Origin of the sequence: Peptoniphilus rachelemmaiella (genome assembly GCF_943169845.1) — a bacterium.
In the GTDB taxonomy this organism is placed as follows: Bacteria; Bacillota; Clostridia; order Tissierellales; family Peptoniphilaceae; genus Aedoeadaptatus; species Aedoeadaptatus rachelemmaiella.
The window spans coordinates 1-13,325 of sequence record NZ_CALPBW010000005.1 but is presented as its reverse complement, the minus strand read 5'-3'; the positions used below and the strand labels follow the sequence as shown (position 1 = coordinate 13,325).

Below are 13,325 nucleotides of genomic sequence, written 5' to 3'. Positions count from 1 at the left end.
CATGAGCGTATTAGAAGTCATCGAAAAGAAAAAACACGGCGAAATTCTGTCGAAAGAAGAAATCGAAACCACCATTGCCGGCTACCTTTCCGGCGCCGTTAAAGATTACCAAATGAGTGCCCTCTTAATGGCCATTTACTTTTCCGGCATGGAAGGGGATGAAATCGCCCATTTAACCCGCACCATCATCGACTCCGGCGAAACCGTGGACCTTTCCTCCATTAAGGGCACGGTGGTGGACAAGCACTCCACCGGCGGCGTAGGCGATACGACCACCCTTATTATCGGGCCCATTCTCTCTGCCTACGGTTTGCCCTTCGGCAAAATGAGCGGCCGCGGCCTGGGCCACACCGGCGGCACTTTGGATAAGCTGGAATCCATTCCCGGCCTTCGGGTGGATTTAAGTATGGATGAAATCGTCTCCTCTACCAATGCCATCGGTATGGCCATTGCAGGACAGACGGCCAATATTACGCCGGCGGACAAAAAGCTTTACGCCTTGAGAGACGCCACGGCCACGGTGGATTCCATTCCCCTCATCGCATCGAGCATTATGAGCAAGAAGCTCGCCATTCACGGCGATTGCTTGCTCCTTGATGTAAAGGTAGGCGACGGCGCCTTTATGAAGAATAAAGAATCGGCTCGGGAATTGGCGGAAACCATGGTGCACATCGGCGAGACCTTCGGCAGAAAGACCCTGGCCATTTTAACGGCCATGGAAGAGCCCTTGGGACGCGCCGTAGGCAATGCACTGGAAGTGGAAGAAGCCATCGCCACATTAAAGGGCGAAGGTCCCGAGGATTTAACAGCCCTTTGCATCACCTTATCCACGAAGCTGATTCACCTGGCCGAAGGCGGCGACGAAAAGGCAATTGAACAAAAGGTGAAAGACTTAATCCAAAGCGGCAAGGCCCTGGATAAGCTCAGAGTATTTATAAAAAATCAAGGTGGCGACGAGAATGTCATCGACGATTTTGATCTTTTCCCGCAAGCTGAAAAGACCTACGACGTGATCAGTGAAACCGAAGGCTATTTAAGTCATTTGCCTGCCCACGAAGTCGGCATTATATCCAGAGATTTAGGTGCCGGGCGCGTGAGAATGGACGATGAACTGGACATGGCCGCCGGCGTGTACCTGCACAAGAAGCGCGGGGACTACGTGAAGAAGGGCGAGGTGCTGGCCACCTTTTACGGCGGAAAGAACCGCCTCTTCGAAGAGCTGGCGGAGCGCTTTTTATCCATTGCCCGTTTTTCCGACGAGTCGGTTTCCGTGGAGCCTTTAATAATAGACGAGGTTTATTATGGACATAAGTAACTACATCTGGTCGATACCGGCACTGATCATCGCCATCGTCGGCCACGAAATCGGCCACGGCTACGTCTCCTACTTTCTAGGCGACGACACGGCGAAGCGAGACGGCCGATTAAGTTTAAATCCCCTGGATCACATCGATCCTGTCGGACTTCTATTTATGATCGTCTTTCGCTTCGGCTGGGCGAAAGCCGTGCCCATTAATCCGGCCTATTACAAAAACCGCAAAACCGGCACGATCCTCGTGTCTTTGGCGGGGGTGACGGTGAACTTTATCTTTGCCCTTCTCGGCGCCTTTTTCTTCGTGTGGACGTCGAAACATCAATTTGTCATCAGCAATTTCTTTCTGCACTTTCTTTGGTACAATGCCATGCTCGGCGTCTTTAATCTCGTGCCTCTGCCGCCTTTAGACGGCTCGAAAGTGTTGGCGTCCCTCTTGCCGCCGAAGACGGAATTCGCCTTCTACCAATATGAAAAATACTTCTATTGGATTTTATTTCTCGGCGTGGTCACCGGTGCGATCCCCCGTATCATCGGGCCGGTGGTTGAAGGCTTCATCCAAGTCTGCGTGGGCCTCGCCATGATCCTTGTCTCATGAGCTACGAATTCGTTTACGGCTCCTTTTCCGGGCCCATGGATGTGCTGTTGGATTTGATTAAAAAGCGGGAGATGGATATTTACGACATTCAAATCCACGTCCTCGTAGAAGATTTTCTCGCCTATTTAGACGGGATGACGGGCCCAGTATTGGATGCCATGGTTGATTTTCTCGCCATGGCCAGCTACCTTCTCGCCATTAAAAGCCGCATGCTTTTGCCCAAGCCCGTGACGGAGGAGGAAGAGGAAGAAGAGGATCCTCGGGATAGCCTCGTGGAGCGGATTTTAGAATACAAGCGCATGAAGGCGGCGAGTTTATTGTTGGATGAAATGGCCGCCTATGAAGACGGCGCCATTTATAAAAAGCAGGAAGACTTCTCGGATTTTTCCGAGGAGGAGCTCTTGGCCGAAGGCGACGCATCCCGTTTGGCGAAAGCCTTTCGCGACGTCATGGTGCGCTTTGAAATTCACGAAGCGGCGCGGCAATCCTTGGAGAAAATTCCCGCCGCGGAATTTAGCTTCAAGCAGGCTGCGGAGAAAATTGACGCCGCCTTCAGAAAGTGGGAGAAGCCGCGATTTTTTCAAATGATGGAAGATGCACAGAGCCGAATCGAAATCGTGACGGTATTTCTCACCCTCTTGGAGCTGATGAAGCTTGAAAAGATCAGCTGCCGTCAAGAAGGAAAAGACATCGTACTGATAAAAAAAGGAATGATCCATGGAACTGAAAGCCAAAGTTGAAGCCCTTTTATTTGCCTGGGGCGAACCCATTACGGAAAAAGAAATGGCAGAAGCCTTGCAGGTAACAGCCATTGAGCTTCAGGCTGCCATCGGTGAATTAAAGGCGGATTTATCCGGCGAGGAGCGAGGCCTGCGCCTGGTTTGTGTCAACGACAGCTATCAGCTCTCCACAAAGCCGGAGCTTTTTGAGGCCATTAGCGATTTCGCGAAAAAAACGCGGACGAAAAGCTTATCCAATGCCGCCCTGGAGACCCTTTCCATCGTCGCCTACAAGCAGCCGGTATTAAAATCCGAAATTGAAGAGATTCGGGGCGTGCGCTGCGATCAGGTGCTGAAAAGCCTTGAGCGCATCGATTTAATCGCCGTCCTCGGCCGCATGGAAATTCCCGGTCGCCCGAAAGTTTACGGCACCACGGAGACCTTTTTACGAAAATTCGGCCTGTCCGGCTTGGAAGACTTGCCGAAAGAAGAAGCAATGGTAGAGATGGAGGAATCATGAGACTTCAGAAATACATGGCTCATGCCGGTGTTGCCAGCCGCAGAAAATGCGAAGAAATTATCGATGCCGGCCGCGTTAAAATAAACGGTGTGACCGTAACGGAACAGGGCATGAAAGTAGAGGAAGATGTTCGGGTCACCGTCGACGGAAAGCTTCTTCGCCTGCCGAAGACCAATCACTATATTTTATTAAATAAACCACGCGGCGTCGTCTCCACTGCAGACGACAACAAGGGGCGCAAGACCGTCCTCGATCTGGTTCCCTTAAGAAAAGGCCAGCGCCTGTATCCCGTGGGTCGGTTGGACATGGATTCCTCGGGGCTCTTGCTTTTAACGGACGACGGCGAATTGACTCAGCGCTTACTCCATCCGAAATACGAGCTGGAAAAAACCTATCGCGTGACGGTAAAGGGCATCGTCGATGAAGAAACGGCGCACAAACTTTCCTCGGGCATTGAACTGAACGACGGCATGACGGCGCCGGCAAATTTTAAAATTTTAGAACATAGAAACGCAAAGACCCGTATGGAAGTTGTGATCCACGAAGGACGCAATCGCCAAATTCGCCGCATGTTTGAAGCCGTGGGTGCGGAAGTGGTGGAGCTTGAGCGGATTCAAATGGGCCCATTAAAGCTTGGCATGTTAGGCAAAGGGGAATACCGCCCCCTTCGGGAAAAAGAAATTCGGGTGTTGAAGTCATGGAAGTAATCCCGACATCGGCGGTGGCCTGGTCCCACACCGTGCTGGAAAATTTCTTAACGAAGGACCATGTGGCCGTGGATCTCACGGCGGGCAACGGAAAAGATACCTTGTTTCTTGCCGAGCGGGCAAGTCGCGTTTTGGCCATGGACATACAACAGGCCGCCATCGAGAAGACAGAGGCCTTTTTAAAGGAAAAGCATGTAAAGAATGTGGCGCTGATTCGCGACAGCCACGAAAATGTATCCCGCTACGTGGATCTTCAAGCGGTGGATGTTTTTGTCATGAACCTGGGCTATTTGCCCGGCGGTGACAAAAAAATCACCACCACATGGCCTACCACGATGCACACATTAAATGAAATCCTCGCCGCCATGAAACCCGGCGCCCTCTTGAGTCTCGCCATCTATCCGGGCCACGAGGAAGGCAAGGTGGAGAGCGAGGGCATCGAAGAGATGATCGGCGCATTGGATCAGAAAGTGTACAAGGTGGTGAAAATCACCTTTCCCAATCAAAATCATTGCCCGCCCTACTGGGTCGGCATTGCGAGGTGTTAGATGATATTGGTCATAGGAGGCGGACCCGCCGGCATGATGGCCGCCATCAAAGCGGCGGAGAAGGCAGAGGTCACCTTAATCGAAAAAAATGAGAAATTGGGAAAGAAGCTGTTTATTACAGGCAAGGGACGGTGCAATCTCTGTAACGACTGCGACGATCCCTTTTTCTTTGAGGCATTGAATCGAAATGCAAGCTTCATGTACTCGTCCTATTACAGCTTGACCGCCGTCATGCTGAAAGATTTCTTCGAAAGCCGAGGCACCCCACTAAAGGTGGAGCGAGGCGATCGAGTCTTTCCGAAAAGCGACAAGTCCTCGGACATCATTAAAACCTTGGAACGGGAGCTTGAGAAGAGAAAGGTAGCCATTCGCCTAAACACGACGGCGGAATCCATTGAAAGAGAGAAGGGCGGCTATGTCGTAAGGACAAATAGAGACACTTTCCGCACAGACAAAGTCATCGTCGCCACAGGGGGGATGACCTATCGCCTCACCGGCTCCACCGGGGACGGTTATGGTTTTGCCGAAGCTTTCGGCATGGGCGTGGTGAGACCCGTGGCGGGACTCGTGGGCTTAAAGCTAAAAGAAGACTACTTAGAGGCATTGTCCGGCCTGTCCTTAAAAAACGTGGCCCTGACGGCGACGACGAAAGAGGGACGCTTTTCCGATTTCGGTGAAATGCTCTTTACCCACTTCGGCATCAGCGGGCCCATCGTTCTGAGCCTCTCTTCGAAAATTAATCGCTCCGATAAAGTGGATCTTTCCCTTGACTTCAAGCCCGCACTTACAGAAGAGGTGCTTGATAAGCGGCTTTTGCGTGAAGTGAAGGACAATTCCAATCGGGCCATGCATAATTTGATGAAGCATCTTTTGCCCAAGTCTTTAATCGCACCGGTATTGGATCAGGCGCAAGTGCCGCAGGATTTGCCTGCCCATCAATTGTCCCAAGAAATGCGCCGCGAACTGATTCACACGCTGAAAAATTTCCGCCTCCACTACGACAGCCTGTTTAACGAAAACACCGGGATTATTACCACCGGCGGCGTGGATGTGAAGGACGTGGATCCGTCGACCATGGAAAGCAAAAAAGCCGAAGGCCTTTACTTTTGCGGCGAAGTTTTAGACGTGGACGGACCCACCGGGGGCTTTAATCTACAGATCGCATTTTCAACCGGCTACTTAGCCGGACTGTGTTCCGGGGAGGAGGAATCAAATGAAAACCATCGCCATTGACGGCCCTTCCGGCGCGGGGAAAAGCGCCATAGCCGGCGCTTTAGCGAAGCGCTTGGGCTACGAATACATCGACACCGGTGCCCTCTATCGCACCATCGCCTACATCGCCGTAAACGAAGGCGAAGACCTTACGACAGAGGAACTTTTATCGCGGGTGGACGATCAGTCCATCGACTATAAAGACGGCGCCGTCTTATTAAACGGCGTGGCACTGGGCGATGTCATTCGCACGGAGGCCATCTCCCAGAAGACGTCGCAGCTTTCGAAAGAGCCGGCGGTGCGGGATTACCTTCTGTCTCTTCAGCGGCGCCTCGCTGAAGGCGGCGGCGTGGTTATGGAAGGCCGCGACATCGGCACCGTGGTCCTGCCCGCGGCAGATGTAAAATTTTTCCTCACAGCATCAGAAGAAGAGCGGGCGCGCAGACGCTACGAACAGCGCCAGGCCTTTGGCGAGTCCGTCGATCTGGAAACGATCAAAGCCGACATCCACGCCCGAGATGAGCGCGATAAAAACCGAGAAGTGGCCCCGTTAAAACAGGCGGCGGATGCCATACTCGTAGATTCTACCGATATGAGTGAAGACGAAGTCTTGGATACCATGGCGAGCTATGTGGAGAACGACCATGTTCTATAATGTCATTAAGGCGATTACCGGGTGGCTGTTAAAAATCCTCTATCCCTACGAGGTTGTGAATATGCCTGCGCTGGAAGAGAAGGCCTACCTCTTAGTGGCCAATCACAAGAGCAATTGGGATCCTCTTTTCCTATCGATCTTGTTTCCCAAGCAAGTGCGTTGGATGGCGAAGCGGGAGCTTTTTGAGATACCGATACTGAAACAAATCCTTCAGGGCGTCGGCGCCATTTCCGTGGACCGGAACCACGGCGATGCGAAAAGCACCATCATCGCCATGCGCGCGTTGAAAAACAAAGAAATTATCGGCATTTTTCCGGAAGGAACGCGGGTAAAGACCGTGGACTACGATCAAGGCAAGCCCGGCACCATTCTTTTGGCCGCCCGCACGGGCACTGAAGTTTTGCCGGTGTACATTGAAGGGGACTACAAACTCTTTCGCAAGCGGCGTTACATATTCCGAACGCCCATTCCCTTCGAAAAAGAAAAGCTCACGGAAGAGGTGTACCAAAAGCGGATGCACGCTTTAATGGCCACGATTTACGAAGGGAGAGACTACCTTGGAAATACTTTTGAGTGAATGCTACGGCTTTTGCGGCGGCGTGAAGCGGGCCGTAGAAAGCGCCTTTCAGACAGCACAGGCCTACGACGACGTCAAGATATTGGGCGAGCTGGTGCATAATGCACAAGTAAACGACGACTTGCGGGCAAAGGGCGTCGAGCTCATCGACGAAGGCCATTTGCCGAGCAATGCCACGGTGATTACGAGAAGCCACGGCACGACAAAGGCTTTAAAGAAAGAACTGAACGCAAAGGGCAATCGCGTCGTGGACACCACCTGCCCCTTTGTCTCGAGAATTTACACCATGGTGGAGGAAAACAATGCCAAGGGAATCCCCGTGGTCATCGTCGGCGACAAAGACCACCCGGAAGTAAAGGGCATCGCTTCTTATGGCGACGATGTATATATTGTCGGTGAGGCCGATGAAGTGGACGCACTGCCCTTAAGTGAGAAAAATCAAATTGCCCTTGTTTCCCAGACGACGAATCCCAAGAAATTGGTTGATTCTGTAGAAGAAAGGCTAAAAGGTATTTTCACGGGAGAGATTTTAAGGTATAATACCATATGTAAAGCCACAAACGACCGTCAGGATGCCTGTCGCATGTTGGCTACTCATGTGGATTGTATGCTCGTTATAGGTGGTAAGAATAGTGCAAATACGAAGAAACTCGTAAAGATTGCGTCAGAACATTGCGAACATGTCTATCATATTCAAACCATATATCAACTCGATCTACGTCCATTTAAAAAATTCAATAAAATTGGTATTACCGCCGGAGCATCCACTCCGGACTCGGTAATCAAGGAGGCTGTTAGTAGAATGGATAATATGAACAGGGACGAAATGAACAATGAAATGATGGAGGCCATTGAAAACTCTTTCACGCGTGTACGTCGCGGTGAAATTGTCGATGGCGAGGTATTATACGTAACCGACGACGAGGTTATGGTTAATATCGGCTACCGCGCAGACGGTATCATCTCCAGAGATGAATTGTCCAACGACCCCAATGTAAAACCGAATGAAATCTTCAACCAAGGAGATCAAATTCAGGTTTACGTTATGAAAATGGACGATGGAGACGGTAATGTCGTTTTATCCTTTAAACGCGTGGAAAACATGAAGGTTTGGGATGAAATGGAAGAAAAATTTGAAAACGGCGAAACGGTTATGGCTCATGTCACCAATGTCGTCAAAGGCGGCTTGACCTGTGATGTCGACGGCTTAAACGGATTTATTCCCGCATCTCACGTTTCCGTACGTTTCCAAAGAGATTTAAGCAAATACGTCGATGAAGATTTAGAATGCGAAATCATCGATTTCGATAAGGGCAGAAGAAAATTTGTCCTCTCTCGCAAAAACATCGAATCCAAGGAAATCGAAGAAAAACGCAAAGAAGTATACGGTACCCTTCAAGAAGGCGAATTCATCGAAGGTACGGTTCAACGCTTAACCAACTTCGGCGCATTTGTCGATGTCGGCGGCGTAGACGGATTGATTCACATCTCCGAACTTTCCTGGAACCGCGTTAAACATCCCAGCGATGTCGTAAGCCCCGGCGAAAAGGTAAAAGTATTGGTTCTGAAGATCGACGAAGAAAAGAACCGCATCGCCCTCGGTTTAAAACAAACCACCCAAAAACCCTGGGATACTTTCGTTGAAACTGTACAAGTCGGCGACGACGTCAAGGGTACGGTCGTAAACATCTTGGACTTCGGCGCATTCGTTCGCCTGGAATCCGGTGTAGACGGCTTGCTCCACGTTTCTCAAATTTCCAGACAACACGTCGAAAAACCGTCTGATGTCTTAGAAATCGGTCAAGAAATCGACGTTCGCGTCACCGATATTAACTTCGAAGACAAGAAGATTTCTCTTTCCATGAAGGCCCTTCAACCGGGCGGCGAAGACGAACAAGCGCCTCGCGAAAGAAAGAAAGAGCAAAAACCTCGTCGCAGAGAACAACCGCAAGTCGAAGCAAAACCTGAAGAGGAAAGCTTCTCCATGGCAATCGGCGATTTGATCAACTTCGATCAACTTGAAACCGTCGAAGCGGAAGAACCCCAAGACGAAGAATAATAAAACAAATGCGCTTTCTGAGGAGAGCGCATTTTTTGTAGGTGAAGAATGACAACTGAAGGGATTATCTTGGGCGTATGGCTGGGCCTCATTCTGGCGTGGAAAAACAAGTTTTTTTTACAGGAGCCTCGCTTTAAAAATTTAATCGTCGCAGGTACCGGCGCCGCACTCTTTATTATTGCACTAAAGGCGGCGCCTTCAGTGCCTTTTCTTGCGGCACACTTTTCGGCCGTTCATGCCCTCGCACTTTTTATCATGGCTGTAGGCTGCCTGATGGGGCGCCATTTAGGTTATATTCTATCCGGCGTAGGACTTGCCCTAAACGGCGTCGTAGTTGCTTTAAACGGCGTCATGCCTGTGGAGGCGGAGGCGCTGTTAAAGATCGGCGATGTCCGTGCCCTCACTTTAATTACAGAGGGCCGGGTCTTGACCCACGGCTTGGCCAATGAGGCGACGCGCCTTCGCTTTTTATGCGACCGCTTCTGTTACGCTTCGGCCATCTCTTCGGCGAAGGTCATGAGTCTCGGCGACGGTTTGATCGCCATGGGATTATTTTTATTTGTAGCCAGTGCTACATCGTATTTATTTGGAAAGGCGGATCGCCATGCAATGGATAAGTGAAACCTTATCGATGCTGCGGATTCAAGACGTCATCGACATCGCCATCGTGGCGGTGATTATCTATTGGCTCTTCAAATTAATCAAGGGCACCCGCGCCGAGCAATTAAGCAAAGGGATCGTCGTGGTCTTGATTCTGACGAAGCTCAGCGAAATTTTACAAATTTATATGCTTAACTACCTGTTGAAAAGCATGTTGACCTGGGGATTTTTGGGCCTGTTCATCGTCTTTCAACCGGAAATCCGGCGAGGTCTTGAATTTATTGGCCGCAACAGCTCCATTCGAAAGGGTTTTGTCCTGTCGGGAACGCGGGATGAATCCACCATTAATGAAATTATCGGCGCCGTGGCCTCTTTGTCTCGCCAGAAAATCGGCGCATTAATGGTGATCGAACGGAAAACCGGGCTAAATGAGATTATCGAAACGGGGACACCTATTTACGGCGACCTGTCCTCGGGCCTGTTAATCAATATTTTCATTCCCAACACGCCGCTCCACGACGGTGCCGTGATTATTAACGGGGATAAAATCATCTCCGCCGCCTGTTTTCTTCCCTTAACAGAGGAAAAGGGCCTGTCCAAGGAATTGGGCACGCGCCACCGTGCGGCCATTGGAATTAGTGAAAAAAGCGACGCCTTTGCCATCGTGGTCAGCGAGGAAACGGGCTCGATCTCCGTCGCCGAATATGGAAACATTAACCGCCACCTGGATCTGTCCACTTTAGAGCAGATGCTTAGGGCCATCTATTTTCCGAAGAGTGACGAGGAGGAAATGTAATGCGCGATAAATATTTAAATTTAGTTGCGAATAATCAAGACACGATTAAGAAAATTTTCTCCCTGATTTTGTCTATTCTACTTTGGTTCTTTATAATTACGGAAATCGATCCGGTAATCACCAAGGATTTCACCAATGTGGAAGTGGAACTCAGAAATCAATCCACCATGCGTGAAGCGGGGATGGAGCTCTTAAAAAGTGACGATTACACCACCAATATCGTGGTCTCCGGCAATCGCAGCGCCATCATCGGATTAAAAGAAGAGGATATTTCAGCCTATGTGGATCTCGGGGAAGTGCAACCGGGCTCTCAACGGCTTCCCATCCATTTCCGCCTTTCCGACGAGAATCTGAAAATTAAAAAATCCAATCCTTCCGCCATCACCATCTCTGTGGACGAAATGGTCTCTATGAAAAAACCGGTCACGGTGACGGCCAAGGGCAATCCGGCCGACGGCATGGTTCTGGACAGGATTATTGTGAATCAAGATGAAGTCACGGTAAAAGGGCCGAAAAAATCGGTGGACAAAGTGCATTCCGTGGCGGGCCACATCCTTATTACCGACGCAAAAGAAACGGTGGTCTCTTCTGTCGAATTAACGCCGCTGGATCAAAACAAGCATGTTATCGAAGGCCTTGAAGTGACGCCGAACACGGTGGGGGTACAGGCCGCCATATCCAAGGCAAAGAGCGTGCCCATCGAGGTAAACTATGAACAGGATGAGGGCGGCGAGTTTAATCGGGACCGAGCCATTCTGACGCCTGCCACCGTCACCATCACCGGGGATTCCGGTGCCATCGACGGCATCGAGAGCATTACGACGCGCCCCGTGAATGCGAAGGAGCTTATGAGCACCAACGCCGTGCCCGTGCGTCTCATCGTGCCCGAAGGGATCCATTTGGTCAATCCCGATGAATCCGTTATTTTGCGTTACATGAAAAAAGAATCGGCGCGGCGCACCTTGGAAGTATCCACGGAGCACATGACGTCTCTAAAAGGCGTGAATTTAAGCGATTTCAATGTACCGAAGAAAATCGACGTGGAAATTTACGGCGACGCCTCTTTAGTCGATGTGCTGCGAGCGTCGGACATTCAATTGACCGTCGACCGAGAAGGCAAGGTAATCGCCAAGGGGCCGAAGGATCTGGAGATTATTCGCATCAAGCCGAAGCGTCTCACATCCTCGTCTTGAATGACGGCTTATCTTTTGCTAAAATAAATGTCTATCATAGTAGAGGAAAGTGAGGAGGCTTTGATGAAATTTTTAGGAGACGGTTTAACATTTGACGACATTTTGCTCATGCCGGGGTTTTCGGAAGTGTTGCCCAATGAAGTGGAATTAAAGACAAAAATCACCCACGCCATTGAGCTGAACATTCCCTTAATGAGTGCCGGCATGGACACGGTAACGGAATCGCAAATGGCCATTGCCATGGCACGCGAAGGGGGCATCGGCATTATTCACAAGAGCATGCCCTTGGAAGAACAGGTCAAGGAAGTGGACCGCGTTAAACGCTCGGAACACGGCGTCATCACCGATCCCTTCTCTTTATCCAAAGATCATGAAATCAAAGATGCCATGGAATTAATGAGCCACTACCGCATCAGCGGCGTGCCCATTGTGGACGAAAATAATGTTTTAGAAGGCATTATCACCAATCGCGACATTCGCTTCGAAGACGATTTAAATAAAAAAATCGCCAGCGTCATGACCAGCGATAATTTGGTCACGGGCAAGCAAGGCATTTCCATGGACGACGCGCTGAAGGTGATGAAGCAATACAAAATCGAAAAACTGCCTCTCATCGACGACAGCCATCATCTCATGGGCTTGATTACCATTAAGGACATTGAAAAAGCCATTCAATACCCGAATTCCGCCAGAGATGCAGGCGGCCGCCTCCTCGCCGGAGCCGCCATCGGCGTTACCCACGACGTCTACGAACGGGTGGAAGCCCTTCGCGCCGCGGGCACGGACTTGTTCGTCATCGACACGGCCCACGGACAATCGAAAGGCGTCTTGACCACGATTCGCGAAATTAAAAAAGCCTTCCCCGACATTCAATTGGTTGCCGGGAACGTGGCCACCTATCAAGGCACTATCGACTTAATCGAAGCCGGCGCCGACTGCGTCAAAGTCGGTATCGGTCCCGGTTCCATTTGTACCACCCGCGTGGTCACCGGTATCGGCGTGCCCCAAGTGACGGCGATCTTAAATTGTTCGGAAGCAGGCAAGAAAAAAGGCATCCCCATTATCGGCGACGGCGGGATCAAGTATTCCGGCGATGTGACCAAAGCCATTGCGGCTGGCGCCGACGTGGTTATGATGGGCTCCATGTTTGCCGGTACCGATGAAAGTCCCGGAGAAGAAATCTATGTCGAAGGCCGTCGCTTCAAAACCTACCGCGGCATGGGCTCCTTAGGCGCCATGAGCAGCGGATCCAGCGACCGCTATTTCCAATCGGAAACGAAGAAATACGTTCCCGAAGGTGTGGAAGGTCGTGTACCCTACAAGGGAAAAGTCGGCGACGTCATTTACCAACTTATCGGCGGCTTAAAATCCGGTATGGGCTACGTCGGGGCGAAAAACATTCACGAGCTCAAGAACAATACGGAGTACATGAAAATCACCCCCGCTACCTTGCAAGAAAACCACCCGCACAACATTACCATTACAAGAGAAAGTCCGAACTACATCAGTTCTCGAAAATAGACACAAAAATTGCCGCTCCCGTGGAATGCACTGACCCCCAAAAGTTGGACCAAGAAATCCAACCTTTGGGGGCCTTTTAATGGCAAAATATAGTTATGAATTGAAGAGAAAAATTGTTGAGGAATACTTGGACGAAAAAGCAGGTTATAGAATCCTGGCTAAGGAATACCAAATTAGCTCCTCGTTGATCAGACGCTGGGTGAACAATTACAAACAATTTGGCGATGAAGGCTTAATGCGCTCTAGAAATAATCGTGCGTACAGTGTAGAGTTTAAGTTAGAAGCCATCACACGCTACGAAACGAGCG

General features: G+C 50.4%; 15 protein-coding genes. All 15 read left to right on the top strand.

The annotated features are described in order from the left end of the window. Position 1 precedes the first annotated feature (1 nt). A complete protein-coding gene (locus KO087_RS02930; protein ID WP_215507554.1) occupies positions 2 to 1,315 on the top strand; it encodes a thymidine phosphorylase in 1,314 nt (437 codons plus the stop codon). Next, positions 1,302 to 1,910: a site-2 protease family protein gene (locus KO087_RS02925; protein ID WP_215507552.1), complete on the top strand. Its 609-nt coding sequence runs from the start codon at positions 1,302 to 1,304 to the stop codon at positions 1,908 to 1,910. The genes KO087_RS02930 and KO087_RS02925 overlap by 14 nt, the downstream gene beginning before the upstream one ends. Then, positions 1,907 to 2,650, top strand: a complete 744-nt coding sequence (locus KO087_RS02920) for a segregation and condensation protein A (RefSeq protein ID WP_215507550.1) — start codon at positions 1,907 to 1,909, stop codon at positions 2,648 to 2,650. The genes KO087_RS02925 and KO087_RS02920 overlap by 4 nt, the downstream gene beginning before the upstream one ends. Next, complete coding sequence (gene scpB / locus KO087_RS02915; RefSeq protein WP_215507549.1) at positions 2,628 to 3,149, top strand: SMC-Scp complex subunit ScpB; 522 nt, start codon at positions 2,628 to 2,630, stop codon at positions 3,147 to 3,149. Before KO087_RS02920 ends, scpB begins: the two co-directional genes overlap by 23 nt. Then, entirely contained in the window at positions 3,146 to 3,856 is a 711-nt protein-coding gene (locus KO087_RS02910; RefSeq protein WP_215507546.1) for a pseudouridine synthase, read from the top strand. Before scpB ends, KO087_RS02910 begins: the two co-directional genes overlap by 4 nt. Beyond that, positions 3,847 to 4,404: a tRNA 5-(aminomethyl)-2-thiouridylate-methyltransferase MnmM gene (gene mnmM, locus KO087_RS02905; RefSeq protein ID WP_215507544.1), complete on the top strand. Its 558-nt coding sequence runs from the start codon at positions 3,847 to 3,849 to the stop codon at positions 4,402 to 4,404. The genes KO087_RS02910 and mnmM overlap by 10 nt, the downstream gene beginning before the upstream one ends. Then, positions 4,405 to 5,637 (top strand): BaiN/RdsA family NAD(P)/FAD-dependent oxidoreductase, encoded by a 1,233-nt coding sequence (locus KO087_RS02900; RefSeq protein ID WP_215507542.1) that lies wholly within the window; start codon positions 4,405 to 4,407, stop codon positions 5,635 to 5,637. It abuts the gene before it with no gap. Then, complete coding sequence (gene cmk / locus KO087_RS02895) at positions 5,618 to 6,271, top strand: (d)CMP kinase (RefSeq protein ID WP_215507540.1); 654 nt, start codon at positions 5,618 to 5,620, stop codon at positions 6,269 to 6,271. Before KO087_RS02900 ends, cmk begins: the two co-directional genes overlap by 20 nt. Next, on the top strand, positions 6,261 to 6,848 hold the full coding sequence (locus KO087_RS02890; protein ID WP_215507538.1) for a lysophospholipid acyltransferase family protein: 588 nt from the start codon (positions 6,261 to 6,263) through the stop codon (positions 6,846 to 6,848). The genes cmk and KO087_RS02890 overlap by 11 nt, the downstream gene beginning before the upstream one ends. Beyond that, positions 6,829 to 8,907: a bifunctional 4-hydroxy-3-methylbut-2-enyl diphosphate reductase/30S ribosomal protein S1 gene (locus tag KO087_RS02885; RefSeq protein WP_215507536.1), complete on the top strand. Its 2,079-nt coding sequence runs from the start codon at positions 6,829 to 6,831 to the stop codon at positions 8,905 to 8,907. The genes KO087_RS02890 and KO087_RS02885 overlap by 20 nt, the downstream gene beginning before the upstream one ends. Positions 8,908 to 8,955: 48 nt before the next feature. Continuing rightward, positions 8,956 to 9,528 carry a DUF5317 family protein gene (locus tag KO087_RS02880; protein WP_215507534.1) on the top strand — a complete coding sequence of 191 codons (573 nt, stop codon included), beginning with the start codon at positions 8,956 to 8,958 and terminating at the stop codon, positions 9,526 to 9,528. Continuing rightward, positions 9,512 to 10,303 (top strand): diadenylate cyclase CdaA, encoded by a 792-nt coding sequence (gene cdaA, locus KO087_RS02875; protein ID WP_215507532.1) that lies wholly within the window; start codon positions 9,512 to 9,514, stop codon positions 10,301 to 10,303. Before KO087_RS02880 ends, cdaA begins: the two co-directional genes overlap by 17 nt. After that, entirely contained in the window at positions 10,303 to 11,496 is a 1,194-nt protein-coding gene (locus KO087_RS02870; RefSeq protein WP_215507530.1) for a CdaR family protein, read from the top strand. Before cdaA ends, KO087_RS02870 begins: the two co-directional genes overlap by 1 nt. 63 nt (positions 11,497 to 11,559) lie before the next feature. Continuing rightward, entirely contained in the window at positions 11,560 to 13,017 is a 1,458-nt protein-coding gene (guaB, locus tag KO087_RS02865; RefSeq protein ID WP_215507528.1) for an IMP dehydrogenase, read from the top strand. 79 nt (positions 13,018 to 13,096) lie between these two features. Continuing rightward, positions 13,097 to 13,325, top strand: a 229-nt coding sequence (locus tag KO087_RS02860) for a transposase (RefSeq protein ID WP_215507526.1), incomplete at its 3' end; no start/stop codon positions are given.

Bases quoted from the DNA above. Each gene is read 5' to 3' on its own strand.
- KO087_RS02930 (WP_215507554.1), top strand. From the start codon at position 2: ATGAGCGTATTAGAAGTCATCGAAAAGAAAAAACACGGCGAAATTCTG.
- KO087_RS02925 (WP_215507552.1), top strand. From the start codon at position 1,302: ATGGACATAAGTAACTACATCTGGTCGATACCGGCACTGATCATCGCC.
- KO087_RS02920 (WP_215507550.1), top strand. From the start codon at position 1,907: ATGAGCTACGAATTCGTTTACGGCTCCTTTTCCGGGCCCATGGATGTG.
- scpB (WP_215507549.1), top strand. From the start codon at position 2,628: ATGGAACTGAAAGCCAAAGTTGAAGCCCTTTTATTTGCCTGGGGCGAA.
- KO087_RS02910 (WP_215507546.1), top strand. From the start codon at position 3,146: ATGAGACTTCAGAAATACATGGCTCATGCCGGTGTTGCCAGCCGCAGA.
- mnmM (WP_215507544.1), top strand. From the start codon at position 3,847: ATGGAAGTAATCCCGACATCGGCGGTGGCCTGGTCCCACACCGTGCTG.
- KO087_RS02900 (WP_215507542.1), top strand. From the start codon at position 4,405: ATGATATTGGTCATAGGAGGCGGACCCGCCGGCATGATGGCCGCCATC.
- cmk (WP_215507540.1), top strand. From the start codon at position 5,618: ATGAAAACCATCGCCATTGACGGCCCTTCCGGCGCGGGGAAAAGCGCC.
- KO087_RS02890 (WP_215507538.1), top strand. From the start codon at position 6,261: ATGTTCTATAATGTCATTAAGGCGATTACCGGGTGGCTGTTAAAAATC.
- KO087_RS02880 (WP_215507534.1), top strand. From the start codon at position 8,956: ATGACAACTGAAGGGATTATCTTGGGCGTATGGCTGGGCCTCATTCTG.
- cdaA (WP_215507532.1), top strand. From the start codon at position 9,512: ATGCAATGGATAAGTGAAACCTTATCGATGCTGCGGATTCAAGACGTC.
- KO087_RS02870 (WP_215507530.1), top strand. From the start codon at position 10,303: ATGCGCGATAAATATTTAAATTTAGTTGCGAATAATCAAGACACGATT.
- guaB (WP_215507528.1), top strand. From the start codon at position 11,560: ATGAAATTTTTAGGAGACGGTTTAACATTTGACGACATTTTGCTCATG.